The organism is Nocardia mexicana NBRC 108244, assembly GCF_001613165.1.
Classification (GTDB): domain Bacteria; phylum Actinomycetota; class Actinomycetes; order Mycobacteriales; family Mycobacteriaceae; genus Nocardia; species Nocardia mexicana.
In genome coordinates, this window is the sequence record NZ_BDBV01000122.1 from 1 (window position 1) to 17,155 (window position 17,155).

13 protein-coding genes and 1 pseudogene are annotated in these 17,155 nt (G+C 68.7%); 10 read left to right on the forward strand and 4 right to left on the reverse strand.

What is annotated here, in order from left to right; genetic code table 11:
• The 7 genes and pseudogenes from NM1_RS43210 to NM1_RS36900 all read left to right on the forward strand — a co-directional run.
• Positions 1 to 501 (forward strand): annotated as a pseudogene (locus NM1_RS43210) (DUF1707 SHOCT-like domain-containing protein); the annotation flags it as partial.
• Between the two features lie 62 nt (positions 502 to 563).
• Positions 564 to 1,343, forward strand: a complete 780-nt coding sequence (locus NM1_RS43215) for a DUF1707 SHOCT-like domain-containing protein (protein ID WP_068031357.1) — start codon at positions 564 to 566, stop codon at positions 1,341 to 1,343.
• Positions 1,344 to 1,612: 269 nt separating this feature from the next.
• Positions 1,613 to 3,457 carry a molecular chaperone DnaK gene (gene dnaK / locus NM1_RS36880; protein WP_068031360.1) on the forward strand — a complete coding sequence of 615 codons (1,845 nt, stop codon included), beginning with the start codon at positions 1,613 to 1,615 and terminating at the stop codon, positions 3,455 to 3,457.
• A complete protein-coding gene (gene grpE, locus NM1_RS36885; protein WP_068031364.1) occupies positions 3,454 to 4,179 on the forward strand; it encodes a nucleotide exchange factor GrpE in 726 nt (241 codons plus the stop codon). The genes dnaK and grpE overlap by 4 nt, the downstream gene beginning before the upstream one ends.
• A 63-nt stretch (positions 4,180 to 4,242) precedes the next feature.
• Positions 4,243 to 5,415, forward strand: a complete 1,173-nt coding sequence (dnaJ, locus tag NM1_RS36890) for a molecular chaperone DnaJ (RefSeq protein WP_068031366.1) — start codon at positions 4,243 to 4,245, stop codon at positions 5,413 to 5,415.
• The gene (locus NM1_RS36895) at positions 5,415 to 5,810 is read left to right on the forward strand and encodes a heat shock protein transcriptional repressor HspR (RefSeq protein ID WP_068031369.1); all 396 of its coding nucleotides are present in this window, start codon (positions 5,415 to 5,417) and stop codon (positions 5,808 to 5,810) included. Before dnaJ ends, NM1_RS36895 begins: the two co-directional genes overlap by 1 nt.
• Before the next feature lie 783 nt (positions 5,811 to 6,593).
• The gene (locus NM1_RS36900; RefSeq protein WP_068031372.1) at positions 6,594 to 7,763 is read left to right on the forward strand and encodes a globin domain-containing protein; all 1,170 of its coding nucleotides are present in this window, start codon (positions 6,594 to 6,596) and stop codon (positions 7,761 to 7,763) included.
• Between the two features lie 23 nt (positions 7,764 to 7,786).
• Here the strand turns inward: NM1_RS36900 and NM1_RS36905 are convergent, their stop codons facing one another.
• The 4 genes from NM1_RS36905 to NM1_RS36920 form a co-directional block, all read right to left on the reverse strand.
• Positions 7,787 to 8,572, reverse strand: a complete 786-nt coding sequence (locus tag NM1_RS36905) for an FAD-binding oxidoreductase (RefSeq protein ID WP_084520396.1) — start codon at positions 8,570 to 8,572, stop codon at positions 7,787 to 7,789.
• A gap of 94 nt (positions 8,573 to 8,666) precedes the next feature.
• Complete coding sequence (locus tag NM1_RS36910; RefSeq protein WP_068031375.1) at positions 8,667 to 9,824, reverse strand: globin domain-containing protein; 1,158 nt, start codon at positions 9,822 to 9,824, stop codon at positions 8,667 to 8,669.
• Positions 9,825 to 10,034: 210 nt separating this feature from the next.
• Positions 10,035 to 10,892: a pirin family protein gene (locus tag NM1_RS36915; protein WP_068031379.1), complete on the reverse strand. Its 858-nt coding sequence runs from the start codon at positions 10,890 to 10,892 to the stop codon at positions 10,035 to 10,037.
• 80 nt (positions 10,893 to 10,972) lie between these two features.
• Positions 10,973 to 11,905, reverse strand: coding sequence for an NADP-dependent oxidoreductase (locus NM1_RS36920; protein ID WP_068031382.1), 933 nt, complete (start codon positions 11,903 to 11,905; stop codon positions 10,973 to 10,975).
• 295 nt (positions 11,906 to 12,200) lie between these two features.
• On the opposite strand from NM1_RS36920, the gene clpB reads away from it, so the two are divergent.
• The 3 genes from clpB (at position 12,201) to NM1_RS44355 (ending at position 17,138) form a co-directional block, all read left to right on the forward strand.
• The gene (gene clpB / locus NM1_RS36925) at positions 12,201 to 14,756 is read left to right on the forward strand and encodes an ATP-dependent chaperone ClpB (protein ID WP_068031385.1); all 2,556 of its coding nucleotides are present in this window, start codon (positions 12,201 to 12,203) and stop codon (positions 14,754 to 14,756) included.
• 72 nt (positions 14,757 to 14,828) lie between these two features.
• Entirely contained in the window at positions 14,829 to 15,680 is an 852-nt protein-coding gene (locus NM1_RS36930; RefSeq protein ID WP_068031387.1) for a DUF5666 domain-containing protein, read from the forward strand.
• 114 nt (positions 15,681 to 15,794) lie between these two features.
• Positions 15,795 to 17,138 (forward strand): TtfA family protein, encoded by a 1,344-nt coding sequence (locus NM1_RS44355; RefSeq protein ID WP_246011522.1) that lies wholly within the window; start codon positions 15,795 to 15,797, stop codon positions 17,136 to 17,138.
• Positions 17,139 to 17,155 lie beyond the last annotated feature (17 nt).

Genomic DNA, 17,155 nt, shown 5'->3' on the forward strand with positions numbered 1-17,155 from the left:
GCCCCGGCCCCGCCGCCCGCCGCGCCCGCGATGGCTCAGCCCCTGGTGGTGCCGATGCCGCGGCTCACCACGGCCGAGGGATTCGCGCTGCTCCGGGAGCAGTTCCGGGCGAAGTTCGGCGGAACCGTCGTCGACGAGTTGACCCTGTTCCCCGGCTACGCCTCTCTCGAGGCCGCGCCGACGGGACAGCCGAATCGAGTGGTCCGCTGGTCGTATCAGGGTGGCTTCACGCCGTCCGGCGACCCGACCACCCGCCGGGTCGACACCCCCACCTTCGACCTGGCCACGGTCGATCCGGCCGTTCTCGGCGGGTTGCTGGCCGAGGCGCCCGGGCTGCTCCGTGTCGACGGCGGTGCGGTGACGCACGTCCGCTTCGAAAACGACACCATCTCGCGCGGGCCGCGGATCTCCGTCTATGTCGGCAACGACTTCAACGAGAGCGGATATCTGGAAGCCACCCCCTCCGGCGACAAGACGCGGGTCTCCCCGTTCGACAGATAGGTGAAGGCAGTGCGCGCGAACGAGTCGTCGGGACGGCAGCCGTCGGTGATCGCGGTGACGCGGTGAATCCCGCGCGCCACCGTGGCCTGCGGGTGCGTGACGCGGACCGCGTCGACGCCTGCGCGCTGCTGGACACGGCCCGCGACGACGGCCAGATCACCGCGGGCGAACACGGCGAACGCACCGCGGCGGCGTTGCGCGCGAAGACCTTCGGCGATCTCGACGCGCTGATCGGTGACCTCCAGATCCCCGGTGGCCTCGTCCGGAGCGCGGTGGTGAATCCGAGTCGGCGGCGCGGTCCGCGGCGGTGGATCCCGGCCGTCGTGGCCGTGGCCCTGGCGGCATCCATCGGCGCGCTGGTGGGAGTGGCTGCCACCGACCACCCGCGGCCCGGCGATCCCGACCTGCCCGATCTCACGACCGCCCGGGGGATCGAGACGTTCCTCGCCGACTACCGCACCCACTTCGGTGACCTGCTGGTGGACGAACTGACACTGCATCCGGAGCACGCCTCGTTCGAACGCGCGGCCGTGTCCCGGACTCTGAACTTCACCTACCGAGGCGAATTCGATGATTCCTCGTCATCGGACCGCGATCGCGAGGCGCGGCCGTTCGATCTCGGCGCGATCGACCTTCCCCTGCTGGCGCGCTACCTCGCGGGCGCGACGCAGACCGTGGGTGCTCCGGACGGCGCCGTCACCCACATCATGATCGAGCGCTCGACGGACATGCTCGACGACGACCCGGTGGTCACCATCTATGTCAAGGGCGGCGCCGGGGGCGGATATCTGGTGCTCACCCCCGCCGGGGAACCGGTGCGCGTCGTCCCCGTGAGCCGTTAGCCGCGGCCCGTCGCCGAGGGCGCGGGAGCGTCGGAGAAATCTTCGCCGTCCGGGAATTCCCGGCGCGAGCCGGTCGTTGAGCTGATCGAGGCTAAGTTGAGCGAGGAAGGCTCAAGTCTTCGTTTGACTCCGATTCGGAGTGCAGGCAGGATTGAGTCGACCACGCTCAGCGTTGCTGGGACCGTGCTCCGTGAGGTGTTCGGGGCGAGGTCCGCCGCAGGAGGTTCGCCCCTGCACCCACACACGTACGTCAACTAGGAGGAACAACCATGGCTCGTGCGGTCGGTATCGACCTCGGGACCACCAACTCGGTCATCGCCGTGCTCGAAGGCGGTGAGCCGGTAGTCGTCGCCAACTCGGAGGGCTCGCGCACCACCCCGTCGATCGTCGCCTTCGCCAAGAACGGCGAGGTGCTGGTCGGCCAGCCGGCGAAGAACCAGGCCGTCACCAACGTCGACCGCACCATCCGGTCCGTCAAGCGCCACATGGGCGAGGACTGGAACGTGGAGATCGACGACAAGAAGTACACGGCGCAGGAGATCTCCGCACGCACGCTGATGAAGCTGAAGCGCGACGCCGAGTCCTACCTCGGTGAGGAGATCACCGACGCGGTCATCACCGTCCCCGCATACTTCGAGGACGCGCAGCGCCAGGCCACCAAGGAGGCCGGCCAGATCGCGGGCCTGAACGTGCTCCGCATCGTCAACGAGCCCACCGCCGCCGCGCTGGCGTACGGCCTGGACAAGGGCGAGAAGGAACAGACCATCCTGGTCTTCGACCTCGGTGGCGGCACCTTCGACGTCTCGCTGCTGGAGATCGGCGAGGGCGTCGTCGAGGTCCGCGCCACCTCCGGTGACAACCACCTCGGTGGCGACGACTGGGACGAGCGCGTCGTGAAGTGGCTGGTCGACAAGTTCAAGGCCAGCTCGGGCATCGACCTGACCAAGGACAAGATGGCCCTGCAGCGGCTGCGTGAGGCCGCGGAGAAGGCCAAGATCGAACTGAGCTCCTCGCAGAGCACCTCGATCAACCTGCCCTACATCACCGTCGACTCGGAGAAGAACCCGCTGTTCCTCGACGAGCAGCTGACCCGGTCCGAGTTCCAGAAGATCACCTCCGATCTGCTCGACCGCACCCGGCAGCCGTTCCAGTCGGTCATCAAGGACGCGGGCATCTCGGTCAAGGACATCGATCACGTTGTGCTCGTGGGTGGTTCGACCCGCATGCCCGCCGTCACCGACCTGGTGCGCGAGCTGACCGGCGGCAAGGAGCCCAACAAGGGCGTGAACCCGGACGAGGTCGTCGCCATCGGCGCCGTGCTGCAGGCCGGTGTGCTCAAGGGCGAGGTCAAGGACGTCCTGCTGCTCGATGTGACCCCGTTGTCGCTGGGCATCGAGACCAAGGGCGGCGTGATGACCAAGCTCATCGAGCGCAACACCACCATCCCGACCAAGCGCTCGGAGACCTTCACCACGGCCGACGACAACCAGCCGTCGGTGCAGATCCAGGTGTTCCAGGGCGAGCGCGAGATCGCCTCGCACAACAAGCTGCTCGGCTCCTTCGAGCTGACCGGCATCCCGCCGGCCCCGCGCGGCGTGCCGCAGATCGAGGTCACCTTCGACATCGACGCCAACGGCATCGTGCACGTCACCGCGAAGGATAAGGGCACGGGTAAAGAGAACACGATCAAGATCCAGGACGGCTCCGGCCTGTCCAAGGAGGAGATCGACCGGATGGTGAAGGACGCCGAGGCGCACGCGTCGGAGGACAAGGCGCGTCGCGAGGAGGCGGAGACCCGCAACCAGGCCGAGTCGCTGGTACACCAGACCGAGAAGTTCATCGCCGACAACCAGGACAAGGTCCCGGCCGACGTGAAGGAGAAGGTCGAGGCGGCCATCGGCGAGGCCAAGGAGGCGCTGAAGGGCACCGACACCGCGGCCGTGAAGGCGGCGGTGGAGAAGCTGGCCACCGAGTCGCAGGCCCTGGGCCAGGCGATCTACGAGGCGTCGGCGGCAGAGTCGGCCGCGTCGGGCAATGGTGACGGCCCCGCCGGATCCACCACCGACGACACCGTCGTGGACGCCGAGGTCGTGGAAGAGCCGGAGAAGAAGTGACCGAACGCAACCCCGAACAGGAGCCGATCACCATCGTGGACAAGCGGAAGGTGAATCCGTCGGAATTCGAGGGTCGCACCGCTGGAGAGTTCGAGGGTCGCACCGCGGGCTCCGCTCCGGAGTTCGAGGGTTACTCCGAAAGCCCTGCCGCGCAGGGCGAGGCGGAGGCCGGCGCCGACGGCGCCGCGACCTCCGCCGCGGAGGCCGGGGGAGCCGAGTCCGGCAACGGCTCGGCCCTCGCCGACGCGATCAGCACCGAATTGGCCGAGCGCACCGCGGATCTGCAGCGGCTGACCGCCGAATACGCCAACTACCGGCGCCGGGTGGAGCGCGACCGCAAGGCCGCGATCGACACGGCCAAGGCGTCGGTGGTCACCGAACTGCTCGGCGTGCTCGACGACCTCGACCGCGCCAAGGCACACGGCGACCTGGAGTCCGGACCGCTGAAGTCGGTGGCGGACAAGCTGGTCGACGCGCTGACCAAGCAGGGCCTCGAGGAATTCGGCACCGAGGGCGAGCCCTTCGACCCGACCCTGCACGAGGCCGTGCAGCACGAGGGCGAGGGCCACGATCCGGTGATCGGCGTGGTGATGCGCAAGGGTTACCGCTTCGGTGATCGAGTCCTGCGGCATGCGCTCGTGGGAGTCACCGACGGGGTGACGGATCTGGTGGAGACACCGGACGGGGCGAACGCTGGCGACGATGCCGACGGCATCGCGTAAGACATGCCTACCGGCACTGGGTGATCCCAGGCCGGACGACAACAGGAAAGGAGGAGATGCCCGGTGAATCGGGAGTGGCTGGAGAAGGACTTCTACAAAGAGCTGGGTATTTCCTCCAGCGCCACCGCGGACGACGTCAAGAAGGCCTACCGCAAGCTGGCCCGCGACCTGCACCCGGACAAGAATCCGGGGGACGCCAAGGCCGAGGAGCGGTTCAAGGCCGTCAGCGAGGCGCATGCCGTGCTGTCGGATCCGGAGAAGCGCAAGGAGTACGACGAGGCCCGAAGGCTGTTCGCCAGCGGCGGTTTCGGCCGCGGCGGGTTCTCGCCCGGCGGCGGCGGTTACGGGCAGGGCGGCTTCAGCGAGTTCAACCTGGGTGACATCTTCGGCGGCGCGCAGGCGGCCGGCGGCGACGGTGGCCTGGGTGACCTGCTGGGCGGTCTGTTCAATCGCGGTGGCGCCACGCGCACCTCGACGCGGCCGCGGCGCGGCAGCGATGTGGAGACCGAGACGACCCTCGGGTTCCGCGAGGCCGCGCAGGGTGTCACGGTGCCGCTGCGGATGACCAGTCCGTCGCCGTGCACCACCTGTCACGGCAGCGGCGCCAAGCCGGGCACCAGCCCGCGAGTCTGCCCGCACTGCAACGGAACCGGCGTGATCAGCCGCAACCAGGGTGCGTTCGGATTCAGCGAGCCGTGCGACGACTGCCGCGGGACCGGGTCGATCATCGACGACCCGTGCTCGGACTGCCACGGCTCCGGCATCCAGAACCGGACCCGCACCATCACCGTGCGCATCCCGCCCGGCGTCCGGGACGGTCAGCGCATTCGCCTGGCCGGTCAGGGCGAGGCGGGTCTGCGGGGCGCCCCGGCGGGCGATCTGTTCGTCACCGTGCACGTCAGCCAGGACAAGGTCTTCGGCCGCAACGGCGACGATCTGACCCTGGTGCTGCCGGTCAGCTACGGCGAACTGGTGCTGGGCACAACGGTTTCGGTGCCGACTCTGGACGGGCGAGTCGGCGTGAAGGTGCCTCCGGGCACCGCCGACGGGCGTACCCTGCGGGTGCGTGGACGCGGTGTGCCCAAGCGGGGCGGCGGCGCGGGCGACCTGCTCGTCACGGTGAAGGTCGCGGTGCCGCAGAAGCTGGACGACAATGCCTCCGAGGCGCTGCGGCGCTATGCGGAGGCAGAGAAGGCCGGCGGGTTCGACCCGCGTGCTGGATGGGCAGGTGCGTGATGAACGGCGATCCGAAGAAGGCACACAGCGCCACGGAGTTCTTCATGATTTCCGTGGCGGCCCAGTTGGCCGGTATGCACGCGCAGACTCTGCGCACGTACGACCGGCTGGGACTGGTGACACCGCAACGTACTTCGGGTGGCGGCCGCCGCTACTCGGCCCGGGATGTGGAGCTGCTGCGCGAGGTGCAGCGGCTGTCCCAGGACGAGGGCGTCAACCTGGCCGGCATCAAGCGGATCATCGAACTCACCAACCAGGTCGAGGAACTGCAGGAGCAGGTCCGGGGCCTGGCGGCCGAGGTCGAGCGGCTGCGCGTCGGCTACCGCCCGGAGCTGACCCCGCCCCAGCGCAGCACGGCGCTGGTGGTGTGGCAGCCGCGCAACAAACGGCGGTAGGTGCCGCGAAAACAACTCTATGACAGCGCCCCCGGGAAACCGGGGGCGCTGTTCGTTCCCCGAGTGTCGATCCGCCCTTGGTCTTCCCACCGTGGCTTGCGTCGACGCGCCCCTGGTCATCCCGCCCTGGCTTGCCCCGGCGCGCCCCTGGTCATCCCGCCCTGGCTTGCCCCGGCGCGCCCCTGATCATCCCGCCCTGGCTTGCCCGGCGCGGCCTATCTCATCCCCGGCGCGCTTTTGGCCGGGGTCGCTGTGGGTTCCGGCCGAAAGCACGCCGGAATGACGGAGAAGTCCCGTACCGCCCAGTCTCTAATTGCGTTGGGAAGCATGGCTTTGCAGGGTTGCGTTTTGTTGCGAGGTATGTGCTGTGCTTGCAGATGCATGGAACACGCTGGGCGGGTGGGACGTTCGTACCGGAATTGGTCGCGAGTCGCGGTGTCGTTGCCGGAGTGTCGGATTCGCGAGGTTCTGTGGTGGGTGCGGCCTGGCTGACCGTTTGCGGCAATGTCGCTGCAAATCTGAGATTCGCGAGACGAATCCCGCAAATCTCGTGATTTCAGGGCTTATTCAAACGGCGTGTCCTAGTCAAACGGTCTGTTTCCATAGGGGTTTACGCTCACCATCCTGGTTTAAGCGGAATTACATGCGCGTTGTTTAAACGGACCATTCCGTCCCTGGCAAACCTCACCTACACTCGATTCACATCGGCTGCTGTCGAGTGTCCGCAGCACCTCACTCGTTCTCGCGGCCTGTGCTCGAATGCGAAATGGGGTTGTGAGACACATGGATTCGCGGACCGTCGCATTGATTAGAACGACGTTCAAGGCGGTTGCTGCGGAGGAGGGGGGACCGGAGAAGCTGGCCCGATCGTTCTATGCCATCTTGTTCACCGAGCATCCGCAGGTTCGCGATTTCTTCCCCGCCGCCCTCGACGCCCAGCGCGACAGGCTGGTGCGGGCCATCGCCTACACGGTGGACAGGCTGGAGGAGCCGGACCGGCTGCTGCCCTTCCTGGCGCAGCTCGGGCGCGATCACCGCAAGTACGGCGTGACCGCCGAACACTATGCCGCCGTGGGGAAATCGCTGCAGACCGCGCTGTGCGCCTACGCCGGGACGGAGCTGTGGACCGACGAGGTGGAACGGGCGTGGAACGAGGGCATCGGCGTCATCGCCGACACCATGATCGGCGCCGCCGAACGGGAGGACACACCGCCGTACTGGACCGGAACCGTGATCGAGCACCGCGAGGTGCTGCAGAATCTGGCGATCGTGCGGCTGCGGCTGGATCAGCCGATGCAGTACGCGGCCGGTCAGTATCTGAGCGTGCAGATTCCGTCCCGGCCGAGGATGTGGCGGTACATGTCACCGGCCGTGCCCGCGAACGACCAGGGGGAGATCGAATTTCACGTCCGTGCCGTGACGGGCGGCTGGGTCAGTCCCTCGATGGTCGGCCATACGGTGGTCGGGGACCAGTGGCTGCTGGGGTCGCCGCTCGGCGGGCTCGGCGTGCTCCGCAATACGCGGCGCAAGATGCTGATGGTCGGCTGCGGCACCGGCATCGCCCCGCTGCGCGCACAGCTCATGGCGATGACCAAGCGGCGGTCCAACCCCAGGGTGCAGCTGTATGTGGGCGGCCACCACCCGTGCGATCTCTACGATCTGCAGACCTTGAGCGAGCTCGCCGTCGCCAACAGGTGGCTCACCGTCACCCCGGTCGTCGAGAGCAGTGAGAACCCGTGGTGGTTCTACGATTCCGATGACCGCCCGCGGGAGTTGCCGGGTCTCGAGCCCCGCCGCGTCGGCCAGATCGGCAAGGTGGTCGCCGCGGAAGGCCCCTGGGACGACCGCGACGTCCAGATCGTCGGTTCCCCGAGCATGGTGCAAACCACCAAGTTCCGCCTCATGGCCGCGGGAACGCCCACCAAGAACATCCGGCACGACCCCCTGTTCTAGCGGCGCGGTGACGGGAACCGGGCCTAAATCCCTTCGTAGCGAATGGCTTCCACGGGCGTTCCGGTTTGGATCAACCGATCCATCGTAGACCGGACCATGCCCGGTGACCCGCACACCAGCACCTGGTGGTTGAGCAGCGGGCCCATATCGCCGACCACCTCGGCGAGCGTGCCCTCCAGCATCTCGTCCACGTCGAAACCGACGTCCACGCGGCAGCTTTCGTACCAGTCGTCCCGCCACTCCGGGTCGTAGGCGCTCTCGACCACGGGAACGACGGTGAGCCAGGGCAATTCGCCCGCCAGCAGGAACAGCATGTCCGAGGCGTACAGGTCGCGGGGGGAGCGGCCACCGATGAACAGATGGGTGCGCGGCGGTTCGGGGCGGCGGGCCAGATCCAGCAGCAGCGAGCGCAGCGGAGCCAAACCCGTTCCGCCGGCGATCATCACGACATCGGTGGCCCAGTCGTCGACGCTGAGCCAGCCGGCCGGTGCGCCGATCCGCCACTGATCGCCGGGACGGGTATCGGCGACGATCGAACCGCTGCACCACCCGCCGGGCACCGTCCGCACGTGGAACTCCAGCTTGCCGTCCAGCGACGGCGGCAGGGCGGGGGACAGCCGCCGCCGCAGCCCGGGATGCTGCGGCAGTTGGACCTCCACCGATTGCCCGGCCAGGAACGGCACGTACTCACCGATCAGGCGGATCACCGCGATGTCGTGGCGCAACCGGTGATGGCCGACCACCGTCGTGGTCCACTCCGTCGGTGCGTCGAGGTAGATCTCGCCGGTGTCTTCGGGCCCGATCGTCACTGGGCTACCCCTTTTGCTCGTTCCCTGCGCTGCTTGTCATTTCCGGCGTGCCCGCGCAGCTTGTCATTTCCGGCGCGCTCTTGGCCGGAACTTCTCACACCGGATCCGACATGATCGTCCACTCCGGTGTGCCGACCGCCATCAGTGCGCGCTTGGTGTCGGCGATCATCCGTGCCGACCCGGCGATCTGGATCTGCCGGTCCGCCCACGCGCCGAAGCTGGCGACCACCGCGCCCAGATTACCGATCAGCCGCCGGTGCATGCCGAACGGCGGATCGACCGGCGGATACGGATGCCACCACGGGTTGGACTCGTTCTCGCACACCGGAATCACGGTCAGCCACGGATTGCTCAGCGACAGCTGCCACATGTTCTCGACGTCGTACAGGTCGCAGGGGTAGCGGCCGCCGATGAAGAAGTGCACCCGCGGATTCATGCCGCGCCTGCCCATCTCGATCAGCTGGGCGCGCAGCGGCGCGACCCCGGTGCCGGAGCCGATCAGCAGCACGTCGCGGCCGGTGTCGCGCTCCACGTGCAGCCCGCCCAGCGGCCCGGCGATCAGCCAGGGATCCCCGACCCGGGTCTCGTTGACGATCGCGGGACTCACCCAGCCCGTGCGGACCTTGCGCACATGGAATTCGATCTCCCCGTACGGGTTCGTCGGGATGGCCGGGGACAGGTAGCGCCACATCTTCGGCCGCTGCGGAATCGACACCGGCACGTACTGCCCGGCCTGGTACGGGATCGGCGACTCCGACTGCAGCCGCACGATGGCCAGGTCGTCGAGCACCCGGCGGTGGCCGACCACCGTCGCCTCCCAGTACGGCTGCGAGGTGTCGGAGTTGGCGCCGATCGCCATCGAGGCCGAGATCAGAATGCTGATATCGCGCCAGCCCTCCTCCAGCGGCCGGGTCCAGTTCGGGCCGTTGTAGGTCCGGAACCCGGCGACCAGCGCGCGCCCGGCCAGGTCGTAGTGGCCCGGCTGAACACCGAACTTGCGATGGTCGCGCGCGAGTTGCTCGAGGAAGCGCTGGGCACGATCCCAGTCCTCGAGATGGTCGAGGACGAAGCCTATGGCGGTCATCAGCCGCTTGGCCTGCATATCCATCGCCGGTGGGAACAGCTCGCGCAACTGCGGGTTCTCCGCGAACAGGTGTCCGTAGAACGCGTTGATCAACCGTTCGGGGCCGTTCGGCGCCTCGATCACGGACCGGAAGTTGGCGCGGACCAGCGCAGCCGTACGCGCATCCACGACGTCGCGCTTCCTTTCTACATAGAACTATCCACCGGCTCACCGGCGGCCCTCGCGGTCCAGTATCCATCAAAAAACCGTGGTCGCACGGTTATGGGCGGATTGCATTACCCACAAGGCCGGGTGGCGAAACCCGGAACGATCATGATTTCGGGCGGTGGTCAGCGCGGAAAACGGACGGCGCGAACGACGTTCGACGAGGCAGGACGCTCAGTCGGGCGGGAACGGTCCGAAGGCGCCGCGTTTGTAGTCGATCAGGGTTTGCCGGATCTGATCGTCGGTGTTCATCACGAACGGGCCGTAGGCGACCACCGGCTCGGTGACCGGGCGCCCGGTGCACAGCAGCACGCGCAGCCCGGTATCCGCGGTGATCGACAGGGAGGTGTCGGTGTCGGCGACCTCGAGATGCACCACCTGACCCGCACGGGCGGTGGTGCCGTCGGTGCCGAAGCGTCCGCTGCCGTCGAGCAGATATGCGAAGCCGCGCTGTCCCGCCGGGATCTCCTGGCTCAGGGTGTGCCCCGGCTCGACGCGGGCATCGACCAGGGTGACCGGCACGTGGCCGGACGCGGGCCCGGCGATATCGCCGGATCGCCCGGCGAAGACCCGCACGAGCGCCCCGTCCTCGGTCCGCACCGGCATCTCCGCGCCGCGCAGGTCCCGGGCCGACGGTTCGGCGAACTTGTCGGCGGCGGGCAGGTTCAGCCACAGCTGCAGGGTGTGCACCGGGCGCCCGCGATGGGCGGCCTCCGCGCGCAGGATGCCGCGCCCGGCCGTCAGCCAGTGCGCGTCACCGGGTTCCAGTACGCAGCGGCCGCCGCGGTTGTCGCGGCGTTCGAGTTCGCCGTCGACGACGTAGGTGAGGGTTTCGAAGCCGCGCATCGGGAGCCAGTCGAATCCCGTTGCGCTGAACCAGTTCTCGGACAACTGCAGGAACGGGTCGCTGGCCGACCAGTTGCCCGGCGCGATCACCAGGGCCGAGTTGTCGCTACCGCCGCTGGGGCCGCGGTCGATCCGGTTGCGGACCGCGGCGACCGCACGACCGGGGAGGTGTGCCGCTGTCGTCATGAGGGACTCCCTCTGTCGCAGGTCGTGACGCCCCTCAGATCGTGACCGACGAATGCGGGGCGTCCCGGGGCTGGGAATCCTCAGACGACGAGCACGGTCTTGCCGCGGGCGCCGCTCGCGCCCAGCACGCCGGGAGCGTCGGTGAGCGGGCGGACCGCATCGATCGGGACCACCACATCGCCGTCGGCCACGCGCTGCAGCAGGCGGCGCAGTTCCCGGGACCCGCCGGTGGATTCGAAGTTGCCGCCCTTCAGGCCGCGGGCGCGCAGGTCGGCCTCGTCGGCGGCGAAGATCGTGCTGTAGACCAGGCCGCCCGGCCGCACGACCTGGGTGAGGTCCGCCAGTTGCGGTGCGGGGGAGACCAGGTCGAACAGCACGTCGATGCCGTCCGGATGGGCGAAGTGCACCGAGTCGCCGACCGGGGCCCGGGTGTAGTCAACCACCTCGGTCGCGCCCAGCCGGATCATCCGGTCGCTGTCGTCGGGCCGGGCCGTGGCGATCACCTGTGCCCCGGCCGTGGCGGCCAGCTGCACCAGGAACGACCCGACGCCGCCCGCCGCGCCGTTGATCAGCACCAGTTGCCCGGAGTCGATGCCGGTCGCGTCGGCCAGGTCCTGGGCGGTGAGCCCGGCCGTCGGCAGCGCGGCGGCCTGCAGGGCGGTGACCTCGTCTGGGATCAGGGTGGCCCGGTCCTCGGGCGCGGTGGTGAATTCGGCGAAGGTGCCGTGCCCGATCGGCGGGACCAGGAACTTTCCCGCCACCCGGTCGCCGATCCCGAAGGCGCTGACGTCGGCGCCCACGGCCGAGACCGTCCCGGCGCCGTCGACGCCCGGGATCATCGGAAAGTCGTAGGGGAGCTTGCCGTCCAGGATGCCGTCGATGAGCTTGCGGTCGTAGGGATTGACGCCGGCCGCCTCGATCCGGATCTGGATGCTGCCGGGGCCCGGCTCCGGCGTCGGCATATCGGCCGGCACGAGCCGGCCGCCGAACTCGTGTACCACCATCGCGCGCATCGCTGCTCCATTCGTCCGGAACGGGTGTTCGGTCAGCTGGGTGATGCGTCGAGCACGGCCATCGTAGGCAGAGTGCACCGAATAGTTATGCATCCCGGCCAAAAGCGTGCCGGGAATGAGAGGTATGCCCCCAAGGGATGCGCGCGGGTGCTGGGATGATCTCAACCATGCTCCCTTTGCTCCCGGCGCGTTTTTCGGCCGGGATAGACTTGAGCGGAACACACTCAACTTCTACGGCGTTGAACTGATCGGAGCGGCACACCGGGCTGCTCGATCGACAAGTAGGAAGGTGCACGTGGACTCGTTCAATCCCACCACCAAGACCCAGGCGGCGCTGACCGCCGCCCTGCAGGCGGCCTCCGCCGCGGGCAATCCGGAGATCCGTCCGGCGCACTTGTTGGTGGCGTTGCTGGATCAGACCGACGGCATCGCCGCCCCCTTGCTGAAGGCCGTCGCTGTCGACCCGGCAACGGTCCGGCGCGAGGCTCAGGACATCGTCGACCGGCTCCCCCGCGCGACCGGCGCCACCACGTCGCCGCAGCTGGGACGAGAGTCGCTGGCCGCGGTCACCGCCGCGCAGAAGCTGGCCACCGAACTCGGCGACGAGTACGTCTCCACCGAGCATCTGATGGTCGGCCTGGCCGAGGGCGACTCCGACGTCTCGCAACTGCTGCTGAAATACGGCGCCACCGCCGACGCGCTGCGCGAGGCGTTCACCGCCGTGCGCGGCAATACCCGTGTGACCTCGCCCGATCCCGAGGGCAGCTATCAGGCGCTGGAGAAGTACTCCACCGATCTGACCGCCGCGGCCCGCGAGGGCAAGCTCGACCCGGTCATCGGCCGCGACACCGAGATCCGCCGCGTCGTGCAGGTGCTGAGCCGCCGCACCAAGAACAACCCGGTGCTGATCGGCGAGCCCGGCGTCGGCAAGACCGCGATCGTGGAGGGCCTGGCCCAGCGCATTATCGCCGGTGACGTGCCGGAATCGCTGCGCGGTAAGCGACTGGTCGCGCTCGACCTGGGCGCGATGGTGGCCGGGGCGAAGTACCGCGGCGAATTCGAGGAGCGGCTCAAGGCCGTGCTCGAGGAGATCAAGCAGAGTGCCGGGCAGGTCATCACCTTCATCGATGAGCTGCACACCATCGTCGGCGCCGGTGCCACCGGCGAATCGGCCATGGACGCCGGCAACATGATCAAGCCGATGCTCGCCCGCGGCGAACTGCGGCTGGTCGGCGCCACCACGCTCGACGAGTACCGCCAGCACATCGAGAAGGACGCCGCCCTGGAGCGCCGCTTCCAGCAGGTGCTGGTCGGCGAGCCGTCGGCCGAAGACACCATCGGCATCCTGCGCGGTCTCAAGGAGCGCTACGAGGTGCACCACGGCGTGCGGATCACCGACTCCGCGCTGGTCGCCGCGGCCACGCTGTCGGACCGCTACATCACCTCCCGGTTCCTGCCGGACAAGGCGATCGACCTGGTCGACGAGTCGGCCTCGCGACTGCGCATGGAAATCGACTCGCGCCCAGTGGAAATCGATGAGGTCGAGCGCGCGGTACGCCGCCTCGAGATCGAGGAGATGGCGCTCGCCAAGGAGACCGACGAGGCCTCCAAGCAGCGGCTGGAGAAGCTGCGCCAGGAACTCGCCGACGACCGCGAGAAGCTCAGCCAGCTGATGGCGCGCTGGCAGAACGAGAAGCAGGCCATCGATTCGGTGCGCGTCGTCAAGGAGGAGCTCGAGACGCTCAAGGGCGAATCCGAGCGCGCCGAACGCGACGGCGATCTCGGCAAGGCCGCCGAGCTGCGCTACGGCCGCATCCCGCAGCTGGAGAAGCAGCTGGCCGAGGCCGAGAAGAAGGCGGGCACCGCCGCGGACGGCGAGGTCATGCTCCAGGAAGAGGTGGGGCCCAACGACATCGCCGAGGTGGTGTCGTCGTGGACCGGTATCCCGGTGGGTCGCATGCTCGAGGGCGAGACCCAGAAGCTGCTGCGCATGGAGGAGGAACTCGGCAAGCGCGTGGTCGGGCAGCGGGAGCCTGTGCAGGCCGTGTCCGATGCGGTGCGCCGGGCGCGCGCCGGGGTGGCCGACCCGAACCGGCCGACCGGGTCGTTCATGTTCGTCGGCCCGACCGGCGTCGGTAAGACGGAGCTGGCAAAGGCGCTGGCGGACTTCCTGTTCGACGACGAGCGCGCCATGATCCGCATCGATATGAGCGAGTACTCCGAGAAGCATTCGGTGGCTCGCCTGGTCGGCGCCCCGCCCGGCTACGTCGGATACGACCAGGGCGGCCAGCTGACCGAGGCGGTGCGGCGGCGGCCGTACACGGTGGTCCTGTTCGACGAGATCGAGAAGGCCCACCCGGACGTGTTCGACATCCTGCTGCAGGTGCTCGACGAGGGCCGGTTGACCGACGGCCAGGGCCGCACGGTCGACTTCCGCAACACCATCCTCATCCTCACCTCCAACCTGGGGGCGGGCGGCGACCAGGACTTCGTGATGAATGCCGTGCGCTCGGCGTTCAAGCCGGAGTTCCTCAACCGCCTCGACGACGTGGTGATGTTCCACGCGCTCAACGAGGAGGAGCTGGAGGACATCGTCGACATCCAGCTGGCCCAGCTGCAGAAGCGCCTGGCGCAGCGGCGGCTGAAACTGGACGTCAGCGATTCGGCCCGGTTCTGGCTCGCCGTGCGCGGCTACGACCCGGCCTACGGCGCCCGCCCGCTGCGTCGGCTGATCCAGCAGGCCATCGGCGACTCGCTCGCCAAGGAACTGCTGGCCGGCGAGGTCGCCGACGGCGATCTGGTGAAGGTCTCCGTCTCCCCGGACGGCGACGGGTTGATCGTCGGGCGATAAGAGGGAGAGGCGAACGCCGCAGCGCGGGGCACTTACCTGCTGTATTCCGGATCTGCACCTACGCTGGACTGCATGACGAATCCGAGTGACCCGTGGGCGCAGCGGCCGGATTCGCCCGACGCGCCGACCGAACGGGTCGGCCCGTCGGAGCGGCCGGGCGAGCCGGAGCTGCACACATCGGAGTACTCGGAGGCGTACGGCCAAGGGGCCGATCCGACTGTGGCGTACCAGTATCCGCAGCCGCATCAGCCCACGCAGGCCTATCCGTATTTCGACCAGCCGCCCGGGCCCAATGCCACCCGGGAGCTGCCGCCGTACGACAGTGCCTGGGGCGGATACGAGGATCCCTACGGCGCCCACCCGGCGCCGGGGTACGCCCAGCAGGGCGTCGGCCCCGGCGGTGTGCCGCCCGGCGGTGTGCCGCCCGGACCACCCGGAGAACCGCCGCGCCGCAGCCGCACGGGTCTGTGGATAGCCCTCACCGCGGCCATCTTCGTGCTGGTGGTGCTGGGCGGAATCGCCGCGGGGCTGTTCCTTGCCGGGGACGATTCCTCGTCCTCCACGACGGCCGGTGGCAGCGGCACCCGATCGACGGCCTCGCGTATCCCGGTCGTCCCGCCGAACCCCTCCGGCAGCCAGCAGCCGGGGCTGCCGCCGCTGCCGGGCCTCGGCGATATCGACGACATCGGCGCCACCATGGGCACGATCAGCACCAACGACGGCTCCACCTTGACCATCGAGTCGCTGCTGAGTACGACGGTCATCGTGCACACCGACGCGCAGACCCAGGTCATCGCGTCGGGATCGAGCGCGGTCACCGATCTGCACCCCGGCGACATGGTGGTGGTGCAGGGCGACAAGGCTCCGGACGGCTCCATCCTGGCCAAAATCATCATCAGCACCTCGGTCACGCCGCCGAGATAGCCGCTCCCGCGCCGCCGGTGCGACCGCGCCCCGCGCCGTCGTGGGACGCGTCAACCCGCCACGCACCGGCGTGCACCCACCGTGGCGCGCACGCGCCAACTAGACTCGACTGCGATGACCGCAGCAATCTGGTTCGGGCTTGCCGCGATCGCACTGGTGGGTGCGATCGTGCTGTTGTATTTCGATCGGCTCCAGCGGCAGCGGACCGGTCATGTGCGGCAGGTCTGGGCAAAGTCGCAGGGCTACACCTACGTATCCGTCGAACCGTCGCTGGCGTCCAACTGGCGCCGCGGGGCCATGGCCAAACTCGGCTACCTCTCCGCCGTGGACGTGGTCTCGGGCAACCGCAAGGGCGAGAAGTTCGTGCTGTTCGATCTGGAGGACGCGGCGACGCTCGTCGCGGTGCGCCGCCAGATCGGCTCCGACATCGATATCGACCTGCGGCTGAAAACGGCCGCGCCGCCGAAGGACGCCGATCTGGAGCTGCTCGGCGCTATCGGTGACCGCGTGGTGTTCGCGACCAATCCGGATATCGCCCGCCACGCCGTCGACCAGCGCATGGTCGCCTTCATCGAGTCGCTGCCGGATTCGGTGCAGCAGCTGTGGAGCGAGGGCAACTGGACCCTGGGCATGCTGCCGGTCGGCACCACGTCGCGGGACTGGGAGGGCGCCATCGACGCGGTTCTGCGGCTGTCCGGCCTGCTGCACGTGCTGCCCCCCGTGGCCGGTGGTTCCGACTCGGGCCGCCGCGACGGCGATATGCACGATCCGGGCCGTCCCCGCCCGCGGCCTCGGGGCGCCGAGCCGGACGAGGACGACTACCAGGAGCAGGATTCGCGCTACGCGACTTCGCGTTTCGACGACGACGCGGAGTACGACCGCGCCTACGACGACGATCGCCCGTATGACGAGGGCAGGTCCTACGACGAGGACCGTCCCGATGCGTACGACGAGGGTGGTCCGTACGGCGGTGACCGGGCCTACGGCAAGGACGGCGGCTACGACGAGGGTGGTCCGTACGGCGGCGATCGGGCCTACGCCAAGAACAGCTCCGACGACGAAGGCGCTCCGTACGGTGACCGCGCCTACCGCGAGGACCGCTCCTACGAGGCGGACCGGGACCGCGGCGTGCGCGACGACCGCCGCTACGAGTACGAGGACGAGGACGCCGATTTCGCCCCGCTGGTCAAGGACATCGCGGGCGAGACCGATCCGGAACCGCCGCGCCGCCCGCAGCTGGCCGTCGTGCCCGATCCGCGCCAGCGCATCCGGCGCGACTGGCCGCCCGCCGAGGAGCTACCGGAGGACGACGAGACCGATTCCCCCGCAGCCGATTTCGACGACGATTTCGTCGAGGACGATTGGCGCGAGGGACGCACCCGCGACGAACTTCCCGATCAGCCGGGTGGTCCGTTTCACCCCGGGTTCCGCCCGTATCAGGGCCCCGCACCCCGATGACGGGTGCGGGATGATTG

What these genes read in the sequence shown, in the direction of transcription:
- dnaK (WP_068031360.1), top strand. Translation starts at nt 1,613, where the DNA reads ATGGCTCGTGCGGTCGGTATCGACCTCGGGACCACCAACTCGGTCATC.
- NM1_RS36895 (WP_068031369.1), top strand. Translation starts at nt 5,415, where the DNA reads ATGAACGGCGATCCGAAGAAGGCACACAGCGCCACGGAGTTCTTCATG.
- NM1_RS36900 (WP_068031372.1), top strand. Translation starts at nt 6,594, where the DNA reads ATGGATTCGCGGACCGTCGCATTGATTAGAACGACGTTCAAGGCGGTT.
- NM1_RS36915 (WP_068031379.1), bottom strand. Translation starts at nt 10,892, where the DNA reads ATGACGACAGCGGCACACCTCCCCGGTCGTGCGGTCGCCGCGGTCCGC.
- NM1_RS36920 (WP_068031382.1), bottom strand. Translation starts at nt 11,905, where the DNA reads ATGCGCGCGATGGTGGTACACGAGTTCGGCGGCCGGCTCGTGCCGGCC.
- NM1_RS36930 (WP_068031387.1), top strand. Translation starts at nt 14,829, where the DNA reads ATGACGAATCCGAGTGACCCGTGGGCGCAGCGGCCGGATTCGCCCGAC.
- NM1_RS44355 (WP_246011522.1), top strand. Translation starts at nt 15,795, where the DNA reads ATGACCGCAGCAATCTGGTTCGGGCTTGCCGCGATCGCACTGGTGGGT.